Annotated in this window: 23 protein-coding genes; 16 read left to right on the forward strand and 7 right to left on the reverse strand. The window is 61.5% G+C overall.

Annotated features, from left to right (window positions below; all coding sequences use genetic code 11):
* From ASE80_RS11115 to ASE80_RS11140, 6 genes are all read left to right on the forward strand, one after another.
* Nucleotides 1-1,176: an alginate O-acetyltransferase gene (locus ASE80_RS11115; protein ID WP_056858953.1), complete on the forward strand. Its 1,176-nt coding sequence runs from the start codon at nucleotides 1-3 to the stop codon at nucleotides 1,174-1,176.
* Nucleotides 1,177-1,192: 16 nt separating this feature from the next.
* Complete coding sequence (locus ASE80_RS11120) at nucleotides 1,193-1,849, forward strand: alginate O-acetyltransferase AlgF (protein WP_056858954.1); 657 nt, start codon at nucleotides 1,193-1,195, stop codon at nucleotides 1,847-1,849.
* A 186-nt stretch (nucleotides 1,850-2,035) separates the two neighbouring features.
* Nucleotides 2,036-3,487 carry a mannose-1-phosphate guanylyltransferase/mannose-6-phosphate isomerase gene (locus ASE80_RS11125; RefSeq protein WP_056858955.1) on the forward strand — a complete coding sequence of 484 codons (1,452 nt, stop codon included), beginning with the start codon at nucleotides 2,036-2,038 and terminating at the stop codon, nucleotides 3,485-3,487.
* A 390-nt stretch (nucleotides 3,488-3,877) separates the two neighbouring features.
* Nucleotides 3,878-4,153 (forward strand): DUF3077 domain-containing protein, encoded by a 276-nt coding sequence (locus ASE80_RS11130; RefSeq protein ID WP_017138156.1) that lies wholly within the window; start codon nucleotides 3,878-3,880, stop codon nucleotides 4,151-4,153.
* 161 nt (nucleotides 4,154-4,314) lie between these two features.
* Nucleotides 4,315-4,779, forward strand: a complete 465-nt coding sequence (locus ASE80_RS11135) for a hypothetical protein (RefSeq protein WP_056858956.1) — start codon at nucleotides 4,315-4,317, stop codon at nucleotides 4,777-4,779.
* Between the two features lie 14 nt (nucleotides 4,780-4,793).
* Nucleotides 4,794-5,606: an SDR family oxidoreductase gene (locus ASE80_RS11140; protein ID WP_056858957.1), complete on the forward strand. Its 813-nt coding sequence runs from the start codon at nucleotides 4,794-4,796 to the stop codon at nucleotides 5,604-5,606.
* On the opposite strand, the gene ASE80_RS11145 is transcribed toward ASE80_RS11140, so the two are convergent.
* On the reverse strand, nucleotides 5,603-6,460 hold the full coding sequence (locus ASE80_RS11145; RefSeq protein ID WP_056858958.1) for a LysR family transcriptional regulator: 858 nt from the start codon (nucleotides 6,458-6,460) through the stop codon (nucleotides 5,603-5,605). The genes ASE80_RS11140 and ASE80_RS11145 overlap by 4 nt on opposite strands.
* A gap of 111 nt (nucleotides 6,461-6,571) precedes the next feature.
* Here ASE80_RS11145 and ASE80_RS11150 point away from each other — a divergent pair, with 111 nt between their 5' ends.
* The 3 genes from ASE80_RS11150 (at nucleotide 6,572) to ASE80_RS11160 (ending at nucleotide 9,587) form a co-directional block, all read left to right on the forward strand.
* Entirely contained in the window at nucleotides 6,572-7,750 is a 1,179-nt protein-coding gene (locus ASE80_RS11150; protein WP_056858959.1) for an MFS transporter, read from the forward strand.
* 2 nt (nucleotides 7,751-7,752) lie between these two features.
* Complete coding sequence (locus ASE80_RS11155) at nucleotides 7,753-8,157, forward strand: hypothetical protein (RefSeq protein WP_056858960.1); 405 nt, start codon at nucleotides 7,753-7,755, stop codon at nucleotides 8,155-8,157.
* Between the two features lie 143 nt (nucleotides 8,158-8,300).
* Nucleotides 8,301-9,587, forward strand: a complete 1,287-nt coding sequence (locus ASE80_RS11160; protein WP_056858961.1) for a hypothetical protein — start codon at nucleotides 8,301-8,303, stop codon at nucleotides 9,585-9,587.
* 18 nt (nucleotides 9,588-9,605) lie between these two features.
* Here the strand turns inward: ASE80_RS11160 and ASE80_RS11165 are convergent, their stop codons facing one another.
* The 4 genes from ASE80_RS11165 to ASE80_RS11180 are packed head-to-tail and all read right to left on the reverse strand — an operon-like array spanning nucleotide 9,606 to nucleotide 14,363.
* Nucleotides 9,606-10,463: an efflux RND transporter periplasmic adaptor subunit gene (locus tag ASE80_RS11165; RefSeq protein ID WP_056858962.1), complete on the reverse strand. Its 858-nt coding sequence runs from the start codon at nucleotides 10,461-10,463 to the stop codon at nucleotides 9,606-9,608.
* Between the two features lie 10 nt (nucleotides 10,464-10,473).
* Nucleotides 10,474-10,674, reverse strand: a complete 201-nt coding sequence (locus tag ASE80_RS11170; RefSeq protein WP_003171907.1) for a DUF1656 domain-containing protein — start codon at nucleotides 10,672-10,674, stop codon at nucleotides 10,474-10,476.
* Nucleotides 10,664-12,841, reverse strand: coding sequence for an FUSC family protein (locus tag ASE80_RS11175; protein ID WP_056858963.1), 2,178 nt, complete (start codon nucleotides 12,839-12,841; stop codon nucleotides 10,664-10,666). Before ASE80_RS11175 ends, ASE80_RS11170 begins: the two co-directional genes overlap by 11 nt.
* 10 nt (nucleotides 12,842-12,851) lie before the next feature.
* On the reverse strand, nucleotides 12,852-14,363 hold the full coding sequence (locus tag ASE80_RS11180; protein WP_056858964.1) for an efflux transporter outer membrane subunit: 1,512 nt from the start codon (nucleotides 14,361-14,363) through the stop codon (nucleotides 12,852-12,854).
* A 182-nt stretch (nucleotides 14,364-14,545) separates the two neighbouring features.
* Here ASE80_RS11180 and ASE80_RS11185 point away from each other — a divergent pair, with 182 nt between their 5' ends.
* The 5 genes from ASE80_RS11185 to ASE80_RS11205 all read left to right on the forward strand — a co-directional run bounded on the left by ASE80_RS11185 (nucleotide 14,546) and on the right by ASE80_RS11205 (nucleotide 19,014).
* Nucleotides 14,546-15,514 carry a LysR family transcriptional regulator gene (locus tag ASE80_RS11185; protein WP_056858965.1) on the forward strand — a complete coding sequence of 323 codons (969 nt, stop codon included), beginning with the start codon at nucleotides 14,546-14,548 and terminating at the stop codon, nucleotides 15,512-15,514.
* A 142-nt stretch (nucleotides 15,515-15,656) separates the two neighbouring features.
* Nucleotides 15,657-16,631 carry a 2-hydroxyacid dehydrogenase gene (locus ASE80_RS11190; protein ID WP_056858966.1) on the forward strand — a complete coding sequence of 325 codons (975 nt, stop codon included), beginning with the start codon at nucleotides 15,657-15,659 and terminating at the stop codon, nucleotides 16,629-16,631.
* 142 nt (nucleotides 16,632-16,773) lie between these two features.
* Entirely contained in the window at nucleotides 16,774-17,676 is a 903-nt protein-coding gene (locus ASE80_RS11195) for a chemotaxis protein CheV (RefSeq protein WP_017138169.1), read from the forward strand.
* 3 nt (nucleotides 17,677-17,679) lie between these two features.
* The gene (locus ASE80_RS11200; RefSeq protein WP_056858967.1) at nucleotides 17,680-18,162 is read left to right on the forward strand and encodes a GNAT family N-acetyltransferase; all 483 of its coding nucleotides are present in this window, start codon (nucleotides 17,680-17,682) and stop codon (nucleotides 18,160-18,162) included.
* Nucleotides 18,163-18,270: 108 nt separating this feature from the next.
* Nucleotides 18,271-19,014, forward strand: coding sequence for a YkgJ family cysteine cluster protein (locus ASE80_RS11205; protein WP_056858968.1), 744 nt, complete (start codon nucleotides 18,271-18,273; stop codon nucleotides 19,012-19,014).
* Here the strand turns inward: ASE80_RS11205 and ASE80_RS11210 are convergent.
* Nucleotides 18,992-19,810 (reverse strand): transporter substrate-binding domain-containing protein, encoded by an 819-nt coding sequence (locus tag ASE80_RS11210; protein WP_056859201.1) that lies wholly within the window; start codon nucleotides 19,808-19,810, stop codon nucleotides 18,992-18,994. The genes ASE80_RS11205 and ASE80_RS11210 overlap by 23 nt on opposite strands.
* Nucleotides 19,811-19,978: 168 nt before the next feature.
* Nucleotides 19,979-20,212 carry a hypothetical protein gene (locus tag ASE80_RS11215; RefSeq protein ID WP_056858969.1) on the reverse strand — a complete coding sequence of 78 codons (234 nt, stop codon included), beginning with the start codon at nucleotides 20,210-20,212 and terminating at the stop codon, nucleotides 19,979-19,981.
* Between the two features lie 215 nt (nucleotides 20,213-20,427).
* Between ASE80_RS11215 and ASE80_RS11220 the strand changes: the two genes are divergently transcribed.
* Together ASE80_RS11220 and ASE80_RS11225 are read left to right on the forward strand one after the other, a co-directional pair.
* Nucleotides 20,428-21,594, forward strand: coding sequence for an efflux RND transporter periplasmic adaptor subunit (locus ASE80_RS11220; RefSeq protein WP_056858970.1), 1,167 nt, complete (start codon nucleotides 20,428-20,430; stop codon nucleotides 21,592-21,594).
* Nucleotides 21,591-24,686: a multidrug efflux RND transporter permease subunit gene (locus tag ASE80_RS11225; protein ID WP_056858971.1), complete on the forward strand. Its 3,096-nt coding sequence runs from the start codon at nucleotides 21,591-21,593 to the stop codon at nucleotides 24,684-24,686. The genes ASE80_RS11220 and ASE80_RS11225 overlap by 4 nt, the downstream gene beginning before the upstream one ends.
* Nucleotides 24,687-24,690 lie beyond the last annotated feature (4 nt).

The following is a 24,690-nucleotide window of genomic DNA, read 5'->3' on the forward strand; positions in this document are numbered from 1 at the left end:
ATGACCCGTTCATTTCGCGTCCTCTATATCACGCTGTTCCTGCTGGTGCTGCTGGCCTTGGGCGCCTGGTCGACGCGCAGCTTCTTCGGTTTCAGCACCAACGCCGACGCCACCGTGCTCAACGGCCGCTGGACCAAGGCCGTCGAGACCCACTACGACGATGAGTTCCCGATCAAACGCCTGGGCACCAACCTCTGGGCGGCGCTGGACTACAAGCTGTTCAATGAAGGCCGCCCCGGCGTGGTGCTGGGCCGCGACCACTGGTTGTACAGCGACGAGGAATTCAACCCCATCGTCAACGAAGACCAGAACCTGCAAGGCAACTACGCGCTGGTCGAAGGCGTGCGCCAAAAGCTCAAGGCCCAGGGCATCCAACTGGTGATGGCGATCGTGCCGGCCAAGGTGCGCCTGTACCCGGAACACCTGGGTGAAGTGAAACCGGCGAGCATCCACGCCAATCTGTATGAGGACTTCCACGCCCGTGTGGCGGCCGACAAGATCATTGCCCCTGACCTGCTTGGCCCGCTGCAACAGGCCAAGCTGGGCGGCACGCAAGTATTCCTGCGCACCGACACCCACTGGACCCCGGACGGTGCGGAAATCGCTGCCAAACAGTTGGCCAAGACCATTGCCGACAAGACGCCGCTGAGCGGTGAGCCACAGCGCTTTGTCACCGAAGCCGAAAAAACCGAACCGCACAAAGGTGACCTGCGCCTGTTCCTGCCGCTGGACCCGCTGTTCGAAAACCTGATGCCGCCTAAAGAGCCGCTGCAAAAACGCGTCACGCACCTGGCGCAAAACAAAGGCGACGACGACCTGTTCAGCGACAGCGAAACCCCTGTGGCCCTGGTGGGCACCAGCTACAGCGCCAACCCCAACTGGAACTTCGTCGGCGCCCTCAAACAAGCCTTGCACAGCGACGTCATCAACTACTCCGAAGACGGCCACGGCCCGATCCTGCCGATGCTCAGCTACCTGAAAAGCGATGACTTCAAGAACAGCCCGCCCCAAGTGCTGATCTGGGAGTTTCCGGAACGTTATCTGCCCGTCAACAACGAAATCGGTGATGCCGACCCGCAGTGGGTTGCGCAGCTTAAACAAGCCGGTTCGCGCCAACAGAACATGGCAATCAACACCTTCAAAAAATCCGAGACGCCCGACCGGGCGCAAAACTGAAAGAGAGGTAACTCACATGACTTTCACTACAACTCCTCGTCGTCTCGCTAAAACCCTGGCTATCGCAGCCGGCATGAGCTTCGTATCGATGTCTGCCTTCGCCGGGGGCGACGCCGCCCTGTACGGCCCGACGGCACCAAAAGGCTCCAGCTTCGTGCGGATCTACAACGCATCGAACCAGGAAGTCAGCGCTACTGTCGGCGCGACCAATTTGAGCGATGTTGCGCCGCTGGCCAGCAGTGACTTCAGCTTCATGCCGGGCGGCGACTACAGCGCCAAGGTCGGCAGCCAGACCGTACCGGTCAAGCTCGCGGCCGATCACTACTACACCCTGGTTAACAGCGGCAGCGGCCAGCCGCAGCTGATCGAAGAGCCGCCGTTCAAGAACAAGCAAAAATCCCTGGTGCGTGTGCAGAACCTCAGCGACAAGGCCCTGACCTTGAAAACTGCCGACGGCAAGACCGACGTGGTCAAGTCGGTGGCCGCCAAAGGCCGTGGCGAGCGCGAAATCAACCCGGTGAAAGTGAGCCTGGCGTTGTACGACGGTGACAAGAAAGTCGGCGATGTGAAGCCGGTGGCTTTGGAACGGGGTGAAGCGGCGGTGCTGTATGTGACCGGCTCGGGTTCGAGCATTTCGCCAGTGTGGGTCAAGCGCCCCGTGTCGACCCGCTGATGATTTCCCTGAGTTGACACGCCCCTTGTGGGAGCTGGCTTGCCTGCGATGGCGGTCTTGAAGGCGCCATCGCAGGCAAGCCAGCTCCCACACTGTGCGCGTTTCGACTCAGGACCGAGACAAAAACAAGAGTGAAACGACAAACCTTCGTAGCTCTGACCCAAATCGATTCAAGGAGAAACACCCATGATCCCAGTAATCCTTTCCGGTGGTAGCGGCTCACGTCTTTGGCCGCTTTCCCGCAAACAGTTCCCCAAGCAATTCCTGGCCCTGACCGGCGAGCACACGCTGTTCCAGCAAACCCTGGAGCGCCTGGTGTTCGAAGGCATGGACGCGCCGATCGTGGTCTGCAACAAGGACCACCGCTTTATCGTCAACGAGCAACTCAGCGCCCGCAAGCTCGAATGCCAACGCGTGCTGATGGAACCCTTCGGCCGCAACACCGCGCCGGCCGTGGCCCTGACTGCGATGATGCTGGTCAACGAAGGCCGCGACGAGCTGATGCTGGTGCTACCCGCCGACCACGTGATCGACGACCAGAAAGCCCTGCAACGCGCCCTGGCCCTGGCCACCGTAGCGGCCGAGCGTGGCGAGATGGTGCTGTTCGGCGTTCCGGCAACCCGTCCGGAAACCGGTTACGGCTACATCAAGTCCAGCAACGATTCGCTGCTGCCCGAAGGCGTCAGCCGCGTGCAACAGTTCGTGGAAAAACCCGATGAAAAACGCGCCGTCGAGTTCGTCAAAAGCGGCGGTTACTTCTGGAACAGCGGCATGTTCCTGTTCCGCGCCAGCCGCTTCCTCGAAGAGCTGAAAAAACACGACCCGGACATCTACGACACCTGCGTGCTGACCCTGGAGCGCAGCGAACAGGATGCCGACACCGTAACCTTCGACGAAGCTACCTTCGCCTGCTGCCCGGACAATTCCATCGACTACGCGGTGATGGAAAAAACCCAGCGCGCCTGCGTGGTGCCGCTGAGTGCCGGCTGGAGCGACGTGGGTTGCTGGGCCTCGTTGTGGGCGGTCAATGACAAAGACGCCAACGGCAACGTCAGCAAAGGCGATGTGGTGATCCAGGACAGCCGCAACTGCATGGTGCATGGCAACGGCAAACTGGTGTCAGTGATCGGCCTGGACAACATCGTGGTGGTGGAAACCAAGGACGCGATGATGATTGCCCACAAGGACAAGGTCCAGGGCGTCAAGCAGATGGTCAACACCCTCAACGAGCAAGGCCGCAGCGAAACCCAGAACCACTGCGAAGTCTACCGCCCGTGGGGCTCCTACGACTCGGTGGACATGGGTGGGCGCTTCCAGGTCAAGCACATCTCGGTCAAGCCGGGCGCGTGCCTGTCGCTGCAGATGCACCACCACCGCGCCGAACACTGGATCGTGGTCAGCGGCACCGCTGAAGTCACCTGTGACGAAAACGTGTTCCTGCTCTGCGAGAACCAGTCCACCTACATCCCGATCGCCTCGGTGCACCGCCTGCGCAACCCGGGCAAGATCCCGCTGGAGATTATTGAAGTGCAATCGGGCAGCTACCTGGGCGAAGACGATATCGAACGCTTTGAAGATATCTACGGGCGCTCCACCCCGGTTGAACGTGGCGTGTCGGTGAAAACTATCGCGCAGTAACACGGTCGTACAAGAAGCCCTCATCCAGCCCGCTGCGTCCCCTATCCGCAGTGGGCTGGGTGGGGGCTGCTCGTTCCCACGCTCCGCGTGGGAATGCCGCCTGGGACGCTCCGCGTTCCGATTCACGCCCGGTGCATGGGTGACGCAGAGCGTCACGGGATGCATTCCCACGCAGAGCGTGGGAACGATCGACAACATTCGACTGCATTCCAAGGTTGTACCCGGTCCAACTGTGGGAGCTGGCTTGCCTGCGATGGCGTCCGAAAGCACCCCGCCAGCATTGACCCCTGCCCCCTTCCTGCCTATCCTCGCGCCTGTCACGACTCATTCGTGATGAGGTTTGACGGCCTCGCAAACTCATAGGATCCCATTTTCATCAGGAGATCCACCATGTCCAAACAAACCACCCGCCCCACCCCCTTCGGCCCCAGCGACCGCAGTGAAGAACCTCTTTTTTGCGTACAACCCGGCATTCCCATCGAACATGCACTGGAACATGCCAGCTATGTTTTAGGCACCGCGCGCGTGCTCACCTTGGCAGCTCAAGACCTGTGCACCGAACACCAGAGCTACCTGAATTGGGCCAGCCTGCAATTAGCCGAAACCGGCTTGGCATTGGTTGAGGCTTCCATCGAAGGCTTGCAGGCGGATTCTTCTGCTCAGTAAGTAAGTCTTCGCAGGCAAGCCAGCTCCCACAGTGGAACGCATTCCAACTGTGGGAGCTGGCTTGCCTGCGATGGCGCCCGCCCGATCAACACTTATCTCAAGCTACCCAATCCCACCTACGCTTAAGTTAGGATGCTCGCTCCCTATTCGAGGTGGTCTCCATGTTCTTCGGCGTTCTCCTGATCATCACCTGGCTGATCCTGCTGCTGCGCTACCCCGCCAAAGCCTTGCCGGTGTCGCTGGCCGCCGCCGTCGGCCTGGGTTGCGTCGCCATCTGGGTGGTGTGGCTGGACAGCCGCGAAGCGTCACAACTGGCGCGCCTGGAACTGCGCATCAGCTACGCGCCGCAGGAATGCCCGGCCGACCGCCCGTTGAAACTGCTGCTGATCAACGGCAACAACGTGCCGCTCACCGAGTTGCGCTGGCGCCTCGCGGCCTATGCGCCGGGCGACACGGTGAACCTGGCCGATAACGTTTATGCTGCCCCGCGCTATCGCGGCCCCGGCGAATTACAGGCCGGCGCCACCTGGGACGACTGTTTGCCCACGCCGCCCCTGCGCCCCGGCTACCGCCCGCAAACCCTGGAATTTCGCGCCGAGCACCTGCAAGGCAGTTTCTCGGACTGACAAAGGATTGATCCATGCCCAACGTACTCATCACCGGTTGCTCCAGTGGCATTGGCCGCGCCCTGGCTGACGCCTTCAAATCCGCCGGCTTCGACGTGTGGGCCAGCGCCCGTCGCGAAGCAGACGTCGCCAGCCTCGCGGCTGCCGGCTTCAATGCCGTGCTGCTGGACGTCAACGACAGCGCGGCCTTGCAGCGCCTGGCCGAACAACTCGGTGAACTGGATGTGTTGATCAACAATGCCGGCTACGGAGCCATGGGCCCGCTGCTCGACGGCGGCACTGAAGCCATGCAGCGCCAGTTCGAGACCAATGTATTTTCCATCGTCGGCGTCACCCAGGCGCTGTTTCCCGCGCTGCGGCGCAGTAAAGGTTTGGTGGTGAATATCGGCAGCGTTTCGGGTGTGCTGGTCACGCCGTTTGCCGGTGCGTACTGCGCCTCGAAAGCGGCGGTGCATGCCTTGAGCGATGCATTGCGTATGGAACTGGCGCCATTTGGCGTGCGCGTGCTGGAAGTACAGCCGGGAGCCATCAACACAAGCTTCGCGAAAAACGCCGGCGCCCAGGCCGAACTGCTGATCAACGAACAATCGCCCTGGTGGCCCTTGCGCGAAGGCATTCGTGCACGCTCCCAGGCCTCGCAGGGCAACCCGACTTCGGCCGAGCAGTTTGCAGCTCAAGTGCTTAAGGCTGTGCAACAACCAACACCGCCCCGGATGTTGCGTGCGGGCAATGGCAGCCGGGCGTTGCCGTTGATGGCGGCGTTGTTGCCCAAGGGATTGCTGGAGAAAGTCCTGAAGAAGCGCTTTGGACTATCGGGCTCACTCTAGCCCTTCATAAAATCAATAAACGCCCGCACCTTCAGCGGCAAATGCCGTGTATCCGGGTACATGGCATAAATGCCTTGCGGGGCAAACCGATGATCCGCCAGTAAGCGCACCAACCGCCCGGCGTCCAGATCGCCCTGCACCAACCATTGCGGCAACACCGCCACACCATGCCCACGCACGGCGAAGGCCTGGAGAACCGATGCACTGTCGGCCACCAGCGCAGCAGGGCCGGAACGGTATTGATGCTCGCCGCCGGCCGGGTCAGTCAGGCTCAGCTCCGTCAGGCGGCCATGGCCCAGCTTGGGCACGCGCTCCAACGCATCCAGGGTTTGCACCAGGGCAAACTTCGGCGCGGCTACGGCAAATACCTCAAAGGTCGACAGCTGCACTGCCCGGTGATTGGAGTCGAGCAGCCGCCCCAGCCGAATCGCCACGTCAAAGCGCTCGGAGATCAAGTCGGCATGGGTGGAGGATGTGGATAAGTGAATGTTCAAGTCCGGGTGCAGACGACGGAAAGCTTCGACCGCCGGGGCAACCACCGCCAGCGCGTACTCCACCGTGGTGGTGATGCGTAAGGTGCCTTTGAGTTGGGCATGTTCAGAGCGGGCTTCTTCCACTGCCAGCCGGGCTTCTTCCAGCATGCGCGTGCAACGCAGGTAAAAGCGCTCGCCGGCATCCGTCAACGCCAATTGGCGGGTGTTGCGGGTTAACAGGGTCACGCCCAGTTCTGCCTCAAGGCGCTTGAGGTTGAAGCTGACCACGGCGCGGGTCTGGCCCAGCCGGTCGGCGGCGGCGGTGAGCGAGCCGGCCTCGACCACGGCCTTGAAGGTGTCGAATCGGTCCAGGCTGACCATTGGCAGCCGCCTCCTTTGTCAAAATATTTTTGACAAACTAACAGGCAAACCGGCGTATCCCAAACCCTGCATCACGCCTACCCTGCCCGCTTCACTCGCAGAATCGCGTTTATGACCTACCGCTCGAAAGTCGCCTGGATCTTTCTACTGGGCTTTGCCCTGGACCTGGTGAACATGTTTGTCGCCACCGTCGCCTACCCGGATATCGCCCTGGAGCTGCACGCCTCGGTGACGCAATTGGCCTGGGTCAGCAACGCCTACATGCTCGGGTTGACCGTGATCATTCCCTTCAGTGTGTGGCTGGCCGCCATGCTGGGCGAACGCAACCTGATCGCCGTCAGCCTGTTGCTGTTCGCGGGAGCCTCGGTGATGGTTGGCCAGGCGGGTTCGATTGAAGCGCTGATCGGTTGGCGGTTGCTGCAAGGTTTGGGCGGTGGCCTGCTGATCCCAGTGGGGCAGGCCTTGGCGTATCGGCATTTTCCGCCCGCAGAACGCAGCCAGCTCACCGCGCGGGTGATGTCGGTGGCATTGCTGGTGCCAGCCTTGTCTCCGGCGTTAGGGGGATTGATCGTCGACAGCGTGTCCTGGCGCTGGATCTTCTACGCCAACCTGCCGCTGGCGTTGATCACCTTGCTGCTGGCAGTACTGTGGATAAAACCCGACGTGCCCGCAACGGAGCGACTGGCACTGGATGTAGGGAGTATCTTCAAGCAAATCCGCAGCCCGATGCTGCGCGTGGCGATGCTGGTTTACCTGTGCATCCCCGGCGTGTTTATCGGTACCAGCCTGATCGCCATTCTCTACCTGCGCGGCCTTGGTTATGACGCCACACAGACCGGTGCGCTGATGCTGCCGTGGGCAGTGGCGTCGGCGCTGGCGATTTACTTGAGTAAAAAACTGTTCAACCGTTGCGGTCCAAAACCTTTGTTGCTGGTGGGCATGGCTCTGCAATGCATTGGCATCCTGCTGTTGAACCAGCCAACCTGGGTGATTCCCGCCTACGCGTTGATGGGTCTGGGCGGAAGCCTGTGCAGCAGCACCGCGCAGACGCTGGCGTTTCTCGACATTGGCGCCGAGCGCATGGGCCACGCCAGCGCCCTGTGGAACATCAACCGGCAGGTAAGTTTTTGCCTGGGCGCGGCGCTACTCAGCGCGCTGTTGTCGGCCTTGGATTCCTTCGCCACAACCTTCACGATAGCCGCAGCCCTGACACTGCTGCCCCTTTTCGCGGTGCTGCGCCTGGATGCGTCCAGAGTACGGACACTGCTTCACCCTGCCAGCGAGGCATAGCCATGATTGATTACAGCGATTTTTTTGAAGAAGTGATCCAGACCCACGTCGAGATCGAACAATGGTTTGCCGGGGTTGCGCCTGAAGGCACGTTGCAGAACTTGCTCGCGCGGTTTTCGCCTGAGTTCAGCATGGTTGCGCCTGCCACCGGTGCACGGGTCAATGCGGCAGGAGTGAATGCGCTGTTCACCCGCTTGGGCGGCATGCGCCCAGGACTGAAGATCACCCTGAGCGAAATGGCCGGGATTGACCGGCATGCGCGCGGCGCCACGGTGACTTATCGCGAACACCAGATTGATGACAGCGGCACGCAGACCGATCGACGCGCAACCGTGGTGTTCGAGAAGCAGGCGAGTGGCGCGCTGTTGTGGCGGCATTTGCATGAGACCTATGTGTTACTCCCTTGAGCAAGCAATAACCCTTTAATACCTGTCAGATCTGACAGTAGACGAGGTATGCCCCCAAAGAACAGACTCAAAACTGTTGCTTCGGCTATGAACGTCCTGTGCCGACATGGCAGCGCTCCGCTGACAGATAGAGGCATACCAACATGAATGTGGCTAACGGCTCCGGCACTAAGGACCCAAGCTTTGGCGTCAATGGAGAAATCACATTATATGAGATCCTGGCGGAGCATCCTGAACTGGTCGTGTTGCATCTCTTCAAAGGGCTGACGACCGATAAGGAAGGCAACATTCTGTTCTGTGCCAACTTATTTCAACACGGCCTCAATAACATATTTGGCTTAGGCCGCTTAGACGCCAATGGCAAACTTGATAAAACGTTTGGCAACAAGGGGCTGGTTACCGGTAACTTCTTCCCCTCAGTGCCGGCCGGAGGTTCGAGGCTGACAGTCCAACCCGACGGAAAAATCCTGATGGTGGGCTGGACATGGCGTGACAAGGGCAATGGTTGGGCAGACGTGGTCGTTGCGCGCTTCGAAAGCAACGGCGCATTTGACACAGCTTTTGCCAATCAAGGCATGCGCACTCTACTCACCCATAAGGACGAAGGGTTGACGGCAGACTCGACGACCGTGCACGTACAGGATGATGGGTACATTCTGGTCAGCGCCAATTACTCCAAGCGCTACAATTCGCACTCGACAGTGGGCACTGTGTTTCGCTTGCAGCCCAATGGTAAGTTGGACACCGTTCTTAACGGCAATGGCAGACTGGACTTCAAACTGAAGAATACCGCTGCCGCGACTGCCGTTAACGCCTGTATCAGCCAGGGCCACGACCAGAAAATCGTTATTGCCGGCCATGCCCGATTCACCCCTGCACTCCATACCGCAATGTTCGCCCGCCTCAACCACGACGGCACGTTGGACGAAACCTTTGGTGATCCGCAAAACCCGGGTGTCTACCGCATACTTGACATTACCGACCACACTACCTTCAACGGTCTCACGGAGCGCGCAGACCGCAGTCTTGTAGGTGCCGGCCAAGTGGGCATGAACTATGTCGACGCTACACGCGGGTTACTGTGTGCCATTACCCCCAATGGCGCGGCGCATCAGTTGTTCAATAATGGCAAGCCCTTGGTCAGCCAATTCAATAGCGCTTACGACAATGGCTGGCACGCCATCATGAGTACAGCCGCAGGCGACCTTGTCACGGCCTCATCGGGCAACTTGATCTACATAGCCAAATTCAGCGCCGACGGCACACTGAATAATGCCTTCAACAACCAAGGCTATAACGACTTGGGTTCCCCCGCCCGAAACGACCCTGTGCTGCTAACCGAACTAGCCGAACAGAGAATCCTCATCGGTGCCAACATAATCGGTGTAGAACCAGAGGGCATAGGGTCTCTGCAGTGTTTCTTTGGATAACTTGAATATCAAGGCGACTCACAGGTCGCGATCGACAATCACGGTGCAGGTGATGCCGGCGGCCAACAACACACCCTCCGGCACTTCATCAATGTGTATCCGCACCGGCACGCGCTGGGCCAGGCGCACCCAGTTGAACGTCGGGTTCACATCGGCGATCAGCTCACGGCTTTCGGGGTTGTCGCGGTCGTAGATACCCCTCGAGATGCTTTCCACATGGCCCTTGAGCGTCTCGCCGCTCATCAGTTGCATATCGGCTTTGTCGTCGACTTTGACGTGCGGCAGCTTGGTCTCCTCGAAGAAGCCGTAGACCCAGAACGAGTTCATATCCACCACGGCCATTTTCGCCTCGCCGATGCGTGCGTAGTCGCCACGATGCACATTGAGGTTGGTGACATAGCCGTCCACTGCCGCCACCACGTGTGTGCGTTTCAAATTCAGCTCGGCGGCTTCCAGTTGCGCCAGCGCGTGCTGGTAATCGGCCAGGGCCGAGTCGGCGATGTTGCTGGCGTCGTCGCGGTTTTCCCTGGAGATCACCAGGGCGTCGAGGTCGGCACGGCGATGGGCGTTGACCTTGCGCATCTCCCAGGTGGCTTTTCGTGAAGCCACCAGCGACTGCGCCTGCTTGACTGCGATGCGGTAGTGCTCAGGGTCGATCTGCATCAGCAAGTCGCCCTTTTTCACCAGTTGGTTATCGCGCACCGGCACGTCGACCACTTCACCCGTGACGTCCGCCGCCACATTGATAATGTCGGCGCGCACGCGGCCGTCGCGGGTCCAGGGCGTTTGCATGTAATGCACCCACAGCGTGCGGCCAATCCAGATCGCCAAAGCCAGTACCAGCAAGGTCGCGAGCAGGCTGAAAAACTTTTTCATCGGGGCATTCTCAACGGTAGACGCTCAGCGCCAAGGCGCCGAACAGGCAAACGAACAGGCTCAGGCGCAACAACGCCGGGTGCCAGAAAAAACGGTACAGGTCGAACCCGGCCAGGAAGCGGTCCAGCGCCCAAGCCAGCACGGCCGCAATCAAAAACATCAGGGTCATGGTCGGCATGTACAGGCCGTGGAACGCGATTTCACGGGGCATGCGGGGCTCCTTTAAGGGCCGCCAGTGGCGATTGCGGGTCGAGCAACGAGGTGCGGATAAAGTGCAGGTAGCTCTTCACTCGGCGCAGGGCCGAGGTGTCAAAGTGCGGGGCGAAGGGTTCGTCGGTGGCCTGTACGCGGCTGATCGCGTGGTCGACGGCGATCAGGCCGCGCTCCAGGTTGCTCGCGCTGGGTTGCAGAAACAACCGCACCAGCGAGCGGCCCATCACGCGGATCGCCTGGCGCCACGGCTGGGATTCGGCATACGCCGGGTGCACCGGCAAAATCGCCTGTTCCTTGCGCAGCTCGATGATTGCGTGGCCGACCTCCAGCACCACGAACATCCAGCGCAGCAAATCACGCTGCACGTGCGGTTGGCCGGCGGCGAGGCCGTAGGCCTGGTGCAGCAAATCGCGGGTGCGGCTTTCAAAACTCGAGGCCAGGCCCTTGAGCTTGCCGCTGATCGCGTACACCACTTGCTCGCGCAGGTCCTGCTCCAGGCGGCGCCACAGCCAGCGGCTGTTGGGCGGCAGGATGATCGCGCCCGCCGCCGCGCACACCAGCATGCCGATGATCATGGCGATGTAGTCGTTGATAAAGGTGTAGGGGTTGTAGACCGTGAGGTTGTCCGGCACCGAGCCGGTGCTGAAGAAGATCAACAGGCCGACGCCCACGCCGGCATATTGCGGGCGTGAGGCCAGGAACGCGCCGAAGATGATCACCGGTGCGAGCATCACGCACAGCAGCGGGAAGCCGTCGATCCAGGGGAACACGAAGAACATTTCGACAAAGCCCACCAGTGCGCCGATCAAGGTGCCGCAGGCCATCTGGAACGCCATGCGCTTGGGGTTGGGCGTGGCGGCGGACAGGCCGACCGTAGCGGCGGCAATCAGGGTCATGGTTGCGCCGCTGGGCCAGGCGGTGGCCACCCAGTAGCTGCCCAGCACGATCAGAATGAACGACGCACGAATACCCGAAGCCGCGCAGGCCAGCCAATTGGTCTTGGGGATAAAGGTCTCGTTCCACTGTTCGCGTGCATGGCTGTGGTCGGCCAGGGAGGCGTGGGTCAGCGCGTAGTTGTGCAAGTCATCGACAAAGCGATAAAGCAGCTCATAGGCGGTATGAAAATCCAGCTGCTCGGCTTCGCTCGGGTTGCCCTCTTCAAAGGCCGCACGCAGAGCACGCACCTTGGCGGGCAGGCCGTCCTTGTAGGCGCTGAGCTGGTTGACCAGCCGTGCGGCGTCGGGGCTGGTAAGTGCCCGGCCGGAGAAGCCGTCGAGCACTTCGGCAAGGTCCTGCAGGCCGGGCCTGATCGCTGCAACCACGTGATCGGCCTCATCGGCGCGCAACCGTTCGAGCAACTGGTGCAGGGCGTTGAAACGCGTGGTGATGCTCATGAATTCGCTGTTGAGGCGGCTGAGCCGACCATTGCGCCGACGCATGTGCGGGTCTTCGAACACGGTGACGCTGCGCAACCCTTCCAGGCCCACCGCTTCAGCGATAAAGCGCACATTGCTGGCCTCGAAACCTTCACGCTGGCTGCGCCCACGCAGGCCGTCGGTGACGAACAGCGCGAACACGCCAAAACGTTGATACAAGGCGTTGCGCATCGCCGCGCTGGAGGTTTGCGGCAGGATCGCGGCGCTGACCACGGTGGAGCAGATAATCCCCAGGGAGATTTCCAACACCCGCCAGACCGCCGCCATAAACGCGCCGTCCGGGTTCGCCAGCGCCGGTAAACCCACCATCGCCGCCGTATAACCGGCCAGCACAAACCCGTAGGCGCGAAAGTTGCGATTACGCGTGGCACCCGCGGTGCAGATACCCACCCAAATCGCCAACGCGCCAAGAAACAACTCGGTGTTCTGCGCAAACAAGGCAATCAACAAGACCATCACCGCCGAGCCCGCCAAGGTGCCGAGGAAGCGATAGAAACTCTTGGCAAACACCTGGCCGCTCTGCGGTTGCATCACGATAAATACGGTGATCATCGCCGTGCGCGGTTGCGGCAACTCCAGGCGCATGGCCAGCCACAACGTCAGGAACGCAGCGATCAGCACCTTGAAGATATACACCCAGGTCACGCCGTCGCTGCGTGCCCAGTCGAAAAAACCACGGCGCCACTCAAGCGAGTGCAACCAGCGCAGCGGTGCAGGCAAGGGAGTCATTACAGTCTACTCAGTGATCGAACACGGCGAGCGCCGCCGGGGTTTTGCTCGGAAGTGTCTTGGCGTCCTGTGGTACGTCGTTGCCGGCGCCGAGCCCGCCGCCCAATGCCGTAACCAGCTCGGCATGGGCACTCAGGCGCGCGGCCTGCACCTGTTGCTCGACCTGTTGCTGGCGGAACAGCAGGGTCTGGGCGTTGAGCACATTGAGGTAATCGGTGAGGCCGCGCTGGTAAGCGATCATGGCGATGTCGTAGGTTTTCTGCGCCGAGGCCACCGACTGCGCGGCAAAGGTAGCTTGCTTGTCCATGGATTCGCGGCGGATCAACTGGTCGCTGATGCCCTTGAGCGCATTGACCAGCGTCTGGTTGTACTTGGCCACGGCGAGGTCATAACCGGCGCTGGCTTCGCCCAATTGCCCGCGCAAACGGCCGCCATCGAAGATCGGCAAGCTGATCGCCGGGCCGACGGTGTAGTTGAACTTCTGCCCGCTGAGAAACCCCAGCATCGTACCGCCGGTGGCCACATAGCCGAGGCTGCCGACCAGATCGACATTGGGGTAGAAACCGGCGTGCGCCACATCGATGCCGCGCGCCTGGGCGGCGACCTGCCAGCGGCTGGCGACCACGTCCGGGCGTTGGCCGAGCAATTGCGCGGGCAGGCTTGAGGGCAGCTTCAGCGGTGCAGCCAAGGATAAACTCGGGCGTTGCAGTTGCGCGCCTGCGCCTGGGCCTTTGCCGGCCAATGCCGCGAGTTGGTTACGGCTCAGGGCGATTTCTTCGTCGAGGGCGTCGAGCTGGCGATGGGTTTCGGGCAGCGGCGTTTCGGCCTGGCTCACGTCGAAATGCGTGCCGATCCCGGCGTTCAGGCGTTTGTTGGCCAGGTCGAGAATCTGCTGTTGCTGGGCCAGGGTGGCGGCGACGATATCGCGGTTGGCGAAGTGCAACGACAGTTGGATATAGGCGCGTACCACATTGTTCTGCAGTTCGAGCTGGGCCTGGCGCGCTTCGGCGGCGCTCATGTGCGCCAGGTCGACGGCGCGTTCGCTAGCATTGCTTTCGCGGCCCCACAGGTCGAGGGCGTAGCTCAGGCCCAGGGACGAAGTGTTGTCCCAGGTATTGGCACCGCTCAACGCGCCCGGCCCGTAGAACTGATCTTTCGGCCAGCTGTGGCGCTTGAGGGTGGTGTCACTGTTGATCTGCAACGACTCGGCCGACTCGGCAATCCCGGCCATGGCCCGCGCTTCCCGCACCCGCGCGGCGGCCATGGCCATGCTCGGGCTGTTTTGCGTGGCGAGGTCGACCCAGCGGTTGAGTTGCGTGTCGCCATAGGCTTGCCACCATTGGGTGGTGGGCCAATGGGCGTCCTGCGCGGCGCTCTGGATGGCGGCGTCGGTGGCCAGGGTATTGGCGTTGAGGGCCTGGCCTTGGGGGGCGATTCCTCCGGTTCCGATGCAGCCGCTGATTGCTAACGATAAGGCCAAAACACTGAGAGCCTTAAGCTCTCTGCTGATGCGACGCGGCACGGCGAACGAATTCCTGAGGTGGTGAGGCGGGGAAGGTGGCGCAATTCTAGGGGGCGCCATGGGGAACGATAAGCTGGCATTCCTGTGAATCTTTGTTACCGTTCAGGCGATAATCCGTTGGTAGGGATCACTGGTCGGCGTAACTTTCTGTCACAATTTGCTATCTCCCTTGAGAACACTCCATGGACACTTTGCAAAATATGCGCGCCTTCAGTTGCGTGGCCGAGGCCGGCAGCTTCACCGCCGCCGCCGTGCAACTGGACACCACCACCGCCAACGTTTCGCGCGCGGTCTCCAACCTTGAGGCCCATCTGCAAACCCGCTTGCTCAACCGCACCACTCGCCGTATCGCGCTGACCGAGGCCGGCAAGCGCTATTTGCTGCGTTGTGAGCAGATCCTGGCTTATGTCGAGGAAGCCGAGGCCGAAGCCAGCGACGCCCACGCACGCCCCGCCGGGCAGCTGAAAGTGCATACCATGACCGGCATCGGCCAGCATTTCGTGATTGACGCCATTGCCCGTTACCGTCGCACCCACCCCGACGTGACCTTCGACCTGACCCTGGCCAACCGCGTGCCGGACCTGCTCGACGAGGGTTACGACGTGTCCATCGTGTTGGCCAGTGAACTGCCGGATTCGGGTTTTGTGTCCCAGCGCCTGGGCATCACCTACAGCATCGCGTGTGCCTCGCCGGATTACGTCAAGGCCAAAGGTTGCGCACAGCGGCCCCAGGATTTGCTCAACCACGCCTGCCTGCGCCTGGTCAGCCCGGTGATCCAGCTGGACAAATGGACCTTCAACGGCCCCGAAGGCCAGGAAAGCGTGGCGATCAACACTTCGCCGTTTCTGGTCAACTCGGCCGACGCGATGAAAACCGCGATCACCAGCGGCATGGGCGTCGGCCTGCTGCCGGTGTATGCGGCTATTGAAGGTTTGCGCAACGGCTCGCTGGTACGGGTGATGCCCACCTATCGCTCGCAGGAACTGAACCTGTACGCCATCTACCCGTCGCGTCAGTACCTGGATGCGAAGATCAAGACTTGGGTGGAATACCTGAGAGGGTCGTTGCCGGAGATTCTGGCGGCGCATCAGGCTGAGTTGGTGGCGTATGAGTTGAGCGGCAGCCTCGGCGGCACACGCCTGGCGAACTGATTTTGGAAAACGGCCCCACAAACACCATCCATTTACTGTGGGTGCTGGCTTGCCTGCGATAGCATCGCCTTGGTACTGCTGATACACCGAGGCGCCAGCATCGCAGGCAAGCCAGCTCCCACATTTTGAGCGGAGTTCTGCAATGAAAAAGACTGTCCTCGCCTTCAGCCGCGTCACCCCGGAAATGATCGAACGCCTGCAACAGGATTTCGAGGTGATCGCGCCGAACCCCAAGCTGGGTGACCTCAACGCTCAATTCAATGAAGCCCTGCCTCACGCCCATGGCCTGATCGGCGTAGGCCGCAAGCTGGGGCGTGCGCAGCTGGAAGGCGCGAGCAAGCTGGAAGTGGTGTCCAGCGTGTCGGTGGGCTACGACAACTACGACGTGCCGTACTTCAACGAGCGCGGGATCATGCTCACCAACACCCCCGACGTGCTCACCGAAAGCACCGCCGACCTGGCCTTCGCCCTGCTGATGAGCAGTGCGCGCCGCGTGGCCGAGCTGGATGCCTGGACCAAGGCCGGCCAGTGGAAAGCCAGCGTTGGTGCACCACTGTTTGGCTGCGATGTACACGGCAAGACCCTCGGCATCGTCGGCATGGGCAATATCGGCGCAGCCGTGGCCCGGCGTGGGCGCCTGGGCTTCAATATGCCGATTCTGTACAGCGGCAACAGCCGCAAGACTCAGCTGGAGCAGGAGCTGGGCGCGCAGTTTCGCAGCCTGGACCAGTTGCTGGCCGAGGCGGATTTCGTCTGCCTGGTGGTGCCGTTGAGCGACAAGACCCGCCACTTGATCAGCACACGCGAATTGGGGCTGATGAAGTCCAGCGCGATCCTGATCAATATTTCCCGTGGGCCTGTGGTGGACGAACCGGCACTCATTGAAGCGCTGCAAACCCGGAAAATCCGTGGCGCCGGGCTGGATGTGTATGAGCAGGAGCCGCTGGCCGAATCGCCGCTGTTTAAGCTGAGCAATGCGGTGACCCTGCCGCATATCGGCTCGGCCACCCATGAAACCCGTGAAGCCATGGCCAACCGTGCCCTGGACAACTTGCGCAGCGCCTTGTTGGGGCAGCGCCCGCAGGATCTGGTCAACCCACAGGTCTGGAAGGGCTGACACCGATCTCATAGGGGATGGGGGCTTGTATGGGAGCTGGCTCCCACACAAGCCCAGCCCGACACAAAATCCGGTTAAAGCCTGGCTCCCCCAAGTCGATAACCTTCCATAGATCGTCATCCCTGATCCACAGAAGGTTTTTATGTCCACCACCAAAGCCCGCGCAGATTCACTCTCGCTTCTGCTCTTTACCTTGCGCAGCGGCAAGCTGATGGCCATCAACCTGCTCAAAGTCAGTGAGATCATCCCCTGCCCGCCGCTGACCAAGCTGCCGGAGTCGCACCCGCACGTCAAAGGTATCGCCACCCTGCGCGGCGCCTCGCTGTCGGTGATCGACCTGAGCCGCGCCCTCGGCGAGATGCCGCTGCAAGACCCGAACGGTGGCTGCCTGATCGTCACCGATGTCAGCCGTTCCAAGCAGGGCCTGCATGTGCAGGCAGTGAGCAAGATCGTGCACTGCCTGACCACCGACATCCGCCCGCCGCCCTATGGCTCCGGCGGCAATCGCTCGTTTATCACCGGCGTGACGCAGGTCGAAGGCGGCCTGGTGCAGGTGCTGGATATCGAAAAGGTCATCCACGGCATCGCCCCGGCCCCCGTTGAAGCGGCGCCGACCGACTTGACCATGGAAGAAGCCGAAGTACTCGGTAACGCGCGCATCCTGGTGGTGGACGACAGCCAGGTGGCCCTGCAGCAATCGGTGCACACACTGCGCAACCTCGGCCTGACCTGCCACACCGCGCGCAGTGCCAAGGAAGCCATTGATGTGCTGCTGGAGCTGCAAGGCACGGTCGAGCAGATCAACGTGGTGGTGTCGGACATCGAGATGTCCGAAATGGACGGTTACGCCCTCACCCGCACCCTGCGCGAAACCCCGGACTTCCAGGAGCTTTACGTGCTGCTGCACACCTCTTTGGACAGCGCGATGAACAGCGAGAAAGCCCGCCTGGCCGGTGCCGACGCGGTACTCACCAAGTTCTCGTCGCCCGAACTGACCAAATGCCTGGTGGTAGCCGCGCAAACTGTGGCGCAAAAAGGCCTGTAAGCGGTGGCGGAGTATTTTCAACTGCTGCGCCGCGACCTTACTACCAGCCTGCCAGCCCCGCAGTGGCCGGCCAATACCCGGCTGGATCATTACCGCGATGAGCTGGCCCCGGCCATCCATGCCGTATTGCGCATGACCCAGGAACAGGGCGGCGGCCGTGTCCCCAGCCTGACAGAGTGGCGCCGGCAGTTCATCACCGACGCCGAGTTCGATCCCACACTATGCCTGGTGGCCAGTAATGCAGACGGCATTCTGGGTGTGGCCCAGTGCTGGACCAGCGCGTTTATCAAGAACCTCTCGATCCATCCGTGCGCCCAGGGCCAGGGGCTGGGGCGTGCCTTGTTGCTGCATACCTTCCACGTGTTCAAGCAACGCGGCGAGCCCTATGTGGACCTGAAGGTACTGGAAACCAACCAGCGCGCCCGACAGTTGTATGAAAGCGCCGGCATGGTGTTTGTGCTGCGCGACCAGGTGCCCGAGGACTGACCGGCACTGGCGCATAACTTGCTTCCACTGAGCCTGAACAGTGAACAGAGGCAAAAAACCGTCACCGTTCAAGAGTGCCCTCTGACCTTGCCTGGTGACAGATCCTCCATGAACACTCACTTTTCCTGCGTCGGTTGCGGCAAATGCTGCAGCGACCATCACGTCCCCCTGACCCTCGAAGAAGCCCGCAGTTGGGCGGCTGACGGCGGTGACGTCATCGTTCTGGTAGAAGGCTTTCTCGCCAGCGGCCTGGGCTTGCCGGTGCAACAACGCGAGCATGCCCAGTTGCGCTCAGTGATGGTCCCCAGCGGCAATACCGAGGCGTTTGTGGCAATTACCTTTGCCGCCTACAACGCCGGGCGTTGCCGGAATCTTGACGAAGACAACCGTTGCCGTATCTATGAACGTCGCCCGCTGGTGTGCCGCATCTACCCGATGGAAATCAACCCGCACATTCCATTGAACCCCGCCGCCAAGGATTGCCCGCCAGAGTCCTGGGAACAGGGGCCGGCGCTGATCGTCGGCGGTGAGTTGATGGATGCCGAGCTGGCGGAACTGATCCGCCGTTCACGCCAGGCCGACCGTGACGATGTGCAGACCAAGGAGGCCGTTTGCGCCTTGCTGGGTATTCGTACTACGGCGCTCAAGGGCGATGGGTTTACCGCGTACCTGCCGAACATGGCTGCCTTCGCCCAGGCGATCGAGTGGGCGATTGGGCAACCCTCGGTGGCTAATGAGTGGGTGTTTCATGTGTCCGGCATGGACATCGCCGAGCAGGTGCTGGATGCGGGGGCGCAGATTGCCACTGAGGTGCCGGCCAACTATGCCTTTATTTCGTTGAGAGCGGCTTAGGCTCGATACGGTCAGTGTGGATGTGGGACGGTTCGTCCAGATGATAAGGCGCGAGGATCCGCTGGTATTCGCCGTTGTGCATCAATTGTTCAAGCGCGTGGTTGAGGTCGTTGCGCAAGCTGGAGTCAAACTTGCGCACCGCAATGGCAATGCCGTTGCCTAACAGCTCGCCGGACAAGGGCGGCCCCAGGAAGTCGAAATCCTGGCCATCCGGGGTGTCGAGCAGCGCCCTGCGAATTTCCACAGTGCCTTGCAGCGTCGCATCGATAGTGCCGGCCACCAGGCTGCGCGCCAGTTCGTCGTTGAGCCAGAAACTCTTGATGATGACGCCCGCCGGTGCCCACTGCGACCGCGCAAAGGCTTCGCGGTTGCTGCCCAGCAGTACACCGACACGCTTGCCCTTGAGCGAGCGTGTGTCGGGCAACAAGCCGGAATCCCTGCGGGCGACCAGACGCGTGGTAAAGGGATACAGATTATCGGTGAACCCCACCGACCGACGCCGCCCGGAGGTGGCGGCCATGCCCATGATCGCATCGAACTGCCGGGCTTCGAGGGCCGGGAAGTCTTCGACAAGCACCTGGTCGACCCAGGTGCAGCGCACATTCAACTGTGTACACAGGGCATTGCCCAAGTCGATGTTCAAGCCCACCAATTGACCTTGCGGGCTGCGACTCTGAAACGGCGGGAACTGCGCGGCAACGGCGAAGCGGATTTCGCGCCGGGGTTGATCATCGTCGGCCACGGCGTCGATCGACAGCAAGAGAGCAAGTGCTGCACACAGAGGTATCAGAGCCACGGGAAACATCCTTTTCCAGAAAGACCAGCCCTGACCACCCGGCGCGATCTAAACGGTCGGGGTGGAATCAAGGCTGTGCAAGCTTTCTAGAAACGGTCGTGGGTCTTCAATCAGAAATATCAGCAGGCGTTGTAGTCCACACCTGATAAAACGCTGATGGTTCTATTCTCAGCGTTTACCCATCGAGCGGCGAGTGCCCGGCGGTGCCATGCCTGGCGACTTGGTGTGACCGTTCTTGGCGCCATTCTTGTACCAAGGCTGGGCGGCGTTTTTGGCCCCGGCCAGTTCACCCGGCTTGAACGGAAACTTGAACGCAGGGATCTCGGCTTTTTCAACGCTTTGAGCGTCCGCCGGATCGACGAGGTCGGCCGCTTCAACAGGGGGTTGTGTCGGGGAAGTCATGGAAGCTCCGGAGCGTGCAGAAAATGAGGCGGCGGCCGGCTTGCGGGCCACGCTGGCGCGCAGTATACCTGCGCGCCTCGGATCTTTAACCACCGCCGGTACGAATGGTCGGACTTTACTGACAGCGCTGTCAGTTAGCAGTCACCGTGCTGACCGGGTTGGCGAGCTATAAAGAACCCTCACACTCCCGACCCTTTGCCCCGGCGCCACACCCCATGCACATTCAACGAAAAAACGCCCTGATCGTGGCTGCCCTGGTGGTCGTGGCAATTGCAGCCTGGGCCTTCAATCGACCGGCCAAAACCAAACTGGCGGTGCCCACCGCGATCCCGGTACGGGTGGTGAGCGTCACGCAGCAGGACATTCCGCGATTTGTCAGCGGTATCGGCTCGGTGCTGTCGTTGCACAGCGTGGTGATCCGCCCGCAAATCGACGGCATTCTCACCAAGCTGCTGGTCAAGGAGGGCCAACTGGTCAAGGCCGGTGACCTGCTGGCGACCATCGATGACCGTTCTATCCGCGCCAGCCTCGATCAGGCCAAGGCGCAGTTGGGTGAAAGCCAGGCGCAGTTGCAAGTGGCGTTGGTAAACCTCAAGCGCTACAAAGAGCTGAGCGTCGACGACGGCGTGTCCAAGCAGACCTATGACCAGCAGCAAGCCCTGGTCAACCAGCTCAAGGCCACGGCGCAAGGTAATCAGGCCGCGATTGATTCGGCCCTGGTACAGCTTTCCTACACTCAGATTCGCTCGCCGGTCACCGGCCGTGTCGGCATTCGTACCGTGGATGAAGGCAACTTCCTGCGCATGAGTGATACCCAAGGCTTGTTCTCGGTGACGCAAATCGATCCGATCGCCGTGGAGTTTTCGTTGCCGCAACAGATGCTGCCGACCCTGCAAGGCTTGATCGCCGCGCCCACAAAGGCCAGCGTCGATGCCTACATGGGCGCCGACACCGACGGCCAGACCGGCGACCTGCTCGGCGAAGGCCACTTGAGCTTGATCGACAACCAAATCAGCTCCACCACCGGCACCCTGCGCGCCAAGGCTGAATTCAATAACGCCTCGCAGCGCCTGTGGCCGGGGCAGCTGGTGACTATCAAGATCCAGACCGCCCTGGACAAAAATGCCCTGGTGGTACCGCCGACCGTGGTGCAACGTGGGCTCGACGCGCATTTTGTGTACCGCGTCAACGGCGACAAGGTTGAGATAGTGCCGGTGCAGGTGGCGTATCAGGACAGCGACGTGAACATCATCAAGGGCGTACAAGCCGGTGACGTGCTGGTCAGCGATGGCCAGTCACGGCTCAAGGCCGGCGCGCAGATCGAGGTGCTCAAAGAACCACCGCAAGTGATCCAGACCGTGCAAGCCAAGGTGCAACCATGAGCGGCAGCCGTTCGCCGTCCGCCTGGTGCGTCGACCACCCGGTTGCCACCCTGCTGCTGACCTTTGCGCTGGTGCTGTTGGGGCTGATTGCCTTCCCGCGCCTGGCGGTGGCGCCACTGCCGGAAGCGGAATTCCCGACCATCCAGGTCACCGCCACCTTGCCCGGCGCCAGCCCGGACACCATGGCCTCATCCGTGGCCACGCCCCTGGAGGTGCAATTCAGCGCCATCCCCGGCATGACCCAGATGACCTCCAGCAGCGCCTTGGGCTCAAGCCTGCTGACCCTGCAATTCACCCTGAACAAAAGCATCGACACCGCCGCGCAGGAAGTGCAGGCGGCGATCAACACCGCCTCCGGCAAGCTGCCCAGCGACATGCCGAGCCTGCCGACCTGGAAGAAGGTCAACCCGGCCGACAGCCCGGTGCTGATCCTCAGCGTCAGCTCCGACAGCATGCCCAGCACCGAGCTGAGCGACTATGTGGAAACCCTGCTGGCGCGGCAGATCAGCCAGATCGACGGCGTTGGCCAGATCAACATCACCGGCCAGCAACGCCCGGCGATTCGGGTACAGGCTTCGCCGGACAAACTCGCGGCCATCGGCCTGACCCTCGCCGACGTGCGCCTGGCCATCCAGCAGTCCAGCCTGAACCTGGCCAAGGGTGCGATTTACGGCGAGAACAGCGTGTCGACGTTATCCACCAACGACCAGCTGTTTCACCCGGAGGAATACGGCCAACTGATCGTTTCCTACAAGAACGGCGCGCCGGTGCAACTGCGTGATGTCGCCAAAGTCATCAACGGTTCGGAAAACGCCTACGTGCAGGCCTGGTCCGGTGACACGCCCGGGGTCAACCTGGTGATTTCGCGCCAGCCCGGCGCCAACATTGTCGAGACCGTGGACCGCATTCAAGCCGAGCTGCCGCGCCTGGAAGGCATGTTGCCCGCCTCGGTGCAGGTCAGCGTGTTGACCGACCGCACCAAGACTATCCGCGCGTCCTTGCATGAAGTGGAAGTGACCCTGCTGATCGCCATCTTGCTGGTGGTGGCGGTGATGGCGCTGTTCCTGCGCCAATTGTCAGCCACGCTGATTGTGTCCAGTGTGCTCGGCGTGTCGCTGATCGCCAGTTTCGCGCTGATGTATGTGCTCGGCTTCAGCTTGAACAACCTGACGCTGGTGGCGATCGTGATCGCAGTGGGCTTTGTGGTCGACGATGCCATCGTGGTGGTGGAGAACATTCACCGTCACCTGGAGGCGGGCCTGGATAAGCGCGAGGCGGCGATCAAGGGCTCCGGCGAAATCGGTTTTACCGTGGTATCCATCAGCTTCTCGCTGGTGGCGGCATTTATTCCGCTGCTGTTCATGGGCGGCGTGGTCGGGCGGCTGTTCAAGGAGTTTGCGCTGACGGCCACCTCGACCATCCTGATTTCGGTGGTGGTTTCGCTGACATTGGCGCCGACCCTGGCCGCGCTGTTCATGCGCGCGCCGACTCATCATGCCCATGACAAGCCGGGTTTCAGCGAGCGCCTGCTCGCCGGCTACGCGCGCAACCTGCGCCGCGCGTTGGCGCATCAACGCAGCATGGCGGCGATCTTCATGGTGACCCTGGCGCTGGCCGTGGTCGGCTACGTGTTTATCCCCAAGGGCTTCTTCCCGGTGCAGGACACCGGCTTTGTACTCGGCACCAGCGAGGCGGCAGCCGACGTGTCGTACCCGGACATGGTCGCCAAGCACAAGGCCCTGGCCGAGATCTTCAAAGACGACCCGGCGGTGGCCGCGTTTTCCCACTCGGTGGGCGTGACCGGCAGCAACCAGACCATCGCCAACGGGCGTTTCTGGATCGCCTTGAAAGACCGCGGTGACCGCGACGTGTCCGCCAGCCAGTTCATCGACCGCATCCGCCCCAAACTGGCCAAGGTGCCCGGCATCGTCTTGTACCTGCGCGCCGGCCAGGACATCAACTTGAGCTCCGGCCCGAGCCGCGCCCAGTACCAATATGTACTCAAGAGCAACGACGGCCCGACGCTCAATACCTGGACCCAACGCCTGACCGAAAAACTGCGCGCCAACCCGGCCTTTCGCGACCTGTCCAACGACCTGCAACTGGGCGGCAGCATCACCCACATCAGCATCGACCGCCAGGCGGCGGCACGCTTTGGCCTCACCGCCACCGATGTCGACCAGGCGCTGTATGACGCGTTCGGCCAGCGCCAGATCAACGAGTTCCAGACCGAGATCAACCAGTACCAGGTAGTACTGGAACTCGACACCCAGCAACGCGGCAAGGCCGAAAGCCTGAATTACTTCTACCTGCGCTCACCGCTGACCAACGAAATGGTGCCGCTGTCGGCACTGGCCAAGGTCGACCCGCCCAGCGTGGGGCCGTTGTCCATCAGCCATGACGGCATGTTCCCGGCGGCCAACCTGTCATTCAACCTGGCACCCGGCGTGGCATTGGGCGATGCGGTGATCATGCTCAACCAGGCCAAGAACGAAATCGGCATGCCGACCACCCTGATCGGCACCTTCCAGGGCGCCGCCCAGGCGTTCCAGAGTTCGCTGGCCAGCCAACCGTGGCTGATCCTGGCGGCGCTGGTGGCGGTGTATATTATTTTGGGTGTGCTGTATGAGAGCTTCGTGCACCCGCTGACCATCATCTCCACCTTGCCTTCGGCGGGCTTGGGCGCGTTGATCATGCTGTGGTTGCTGGGCCAGGACTTTTCGATCATGGCCTTGATCGGGCTGGTGCTGCTGATCGGTATCGTCAAGAAAAACGGCATCCTGATGATCGACTTTGCCCTGGAAGCCCAGCGCGTGCGCGGGCTGCCACCTGAGGAGGCGATTTATGAAGCCTGCGTCACCCGGTTCCGGCCGATCATCATGACCACCCTCGCCGCCCTGCTCGGCGCCGTGCCGTTGATGCTGGGCTCCGGGCCAGGCGCGGAACTGCGCCAGCCGCTGGGGATCGCGGTGGTCGGCGGCCTGTTGGTGAGCCAGGCGCTGACGCTGTTCACCACACCGGTCATATACTTGTACCTTGAGAAGTTTTTCCACAGGCCCAAACCAGCGCCGGCGCTGGCGACCACATACTAAAGGC

The sequence above is a fragment of the Pseudomonas sp. Leaf15 genome (assembly GCF_001421425.1).
Classification (GTDB): domain Bacteria; phylum Pseudomonadota; class Gammaproteobacteria; order Pseudomonadales; family Pseudomonadaceae; genus Aquipseudomonas; species Aquipseudomonas salomonii.

What these genes read in the sequence shown, in the direction of transcription:
- ASE80_RS11115 (WP_056858953.1), top strand. Translation starts at nt 1, where the DNA reads ATGACCCGTTCATTTCGCGTCCTCTATATCACGCTGTTCCTGCTGGTG.
- ASE80_RS11120 (WP_056858954.1), top strand. Translation starts at nt 1,193, where the DNA reads ATGACTTTCACTACAACTCCTCGTCGTCTCGCTAAAACCCTGGCTATC.
- ASE80_RS11125 (WP_056858955.1), top strand. Translation starts at nt 2,036, where the DNA reads ATGATCCCAGTAATCCTTTCCGGTGGTAGCGGCTCACGTCTTTGGCCG.
- ASE80_RS11130 (WP_017138156.1), top strand. Translation starts at nt 3,878, where the DNA reads ATGTCCAAACAAACCACCCGCCCCACCCCCTTCGGCCCCAGCGACCGC.
- ASE80_RS11135 (WP_056858956.1), top strand. Translation starts at nt 4,315, where the DNA reads ATGTTCTTCGGCGTTCTCCTGATCATCACCTGGCTGATCCTGCTGCTG.
- ASE80_RS11140 (WP_056858957.1), top strand. Translation starts at nt 4,794, where the DNA reads ATGCCCAACGTACTCATCACCGGTTGCTCCAGTGGCATTGGCCGCGCC.
- ASE80_RS11145 (WP_056858958.1), bottom strand. Translation starts at nt 6,460, where the DNA reads ATGGTCAGCCTGGACCGATTCGACACCTTCAAGGCCGTGGTCGAGGCC.
- ASE80_RS11150 (WP_056858959.1), top strand. Translation starts at nt 6,572, where the DNA reads ATGACCTACCGCTCGAAAGTCGCCTGGATCTTTCTACTGGGCTTTGCC.
- ASE80_RS11155 (WP_056858960.1), top strand. Translation starts at nt 7,753, where the DNA reads ATGATTGATTACAGCGATTTTTTTGAAGAAGTGATCCAGACCCACGTC.
- ASE80_RS11160 (WP_056858961.1), top strand. Translation starts at nt 8,301, where the DNA reads ATGAATGTGGCTAACGGCTCCGGCACTAAGGACCCAAGCTTTGGCGTC.
- ASE80_RS11165 (WP_056858962.1), bottom strand. Translation starts at nt 10,463, where the DNA reads ATGAAAAAGTTTTTCAGCCTGCTCGCGACCTTGCTGGTACTGGCTTTG.
- ASE80_RS11170 (WP_003171907.1), bottom strand. Translation starts at nt 10,674, where the DNA reads ATGCCCCGTGAAATCGCGTTCCACGGCCTGTACATGCCGACCATGACC.
- ASE80_RS11175 (WP_056858963.1), bottom strand. Translation starts at nt 12,841, where the DNA reads ATGACTCCCTTGCCTGCACCGCTGCGCTGGTTGCACTCGCTTGAGTGG.
- ASE80_RS11185 (WP_056858965.1), top strand. Translation starts at nt 14,546, where the DNA reads ATGGACACTTTGCAAAATATGCGCGCCTTCAGTTGCGTGGCCGAGGCC.
- ASE80_RS11190 (WP_056858966.1), top strand. Translation starts at nt 15,657, where the DNA reads ATGAAAAAGACTGTCCTCGCCTTCAGCCGCGTCACCCCGGAAATGATC.
- ASE80_RS11195 (WP_017138169.1), top strand. Translation starts at nt 16,774, where the DNA reads ATGTCCACCACCAAAGCCCGCGCAGATTCACTCTCGCTTCTGCTCTTT.
- ASE80_RS11205 (WP_056858968.1), top strand. Translation starts at nt 18,271, where the DNA reads ATGAACACTCACTTTTCCTGCGTCGGTTGCGGCAAATGCTGCAGCGAC.
- ASE80_RS11215 (WP_056858969.1), bottom strand. Translation starts at nt 20,212, where the DNA reads ATGACTTCCCCGACACAACCCCCTGTTGAAGCGGCCGACCTCGTCGAT.
- ASE80_RS11220 (WP_056858970.1), top strand. Translation starts at nt 20,428, where the DNA reads ATGCACATTCAACGAAAAAACGCCCTGATCGTGGCTGCCCTGGTGGTC.
- ASE80_RS11225 (WP_056858971.1), top strand. Translation starts at nt 21,591, where the DNA reads ATGAGCGGCAGCCGTTCGCCGTCCGCCTGGTGCGTCGACCACCCGGTT.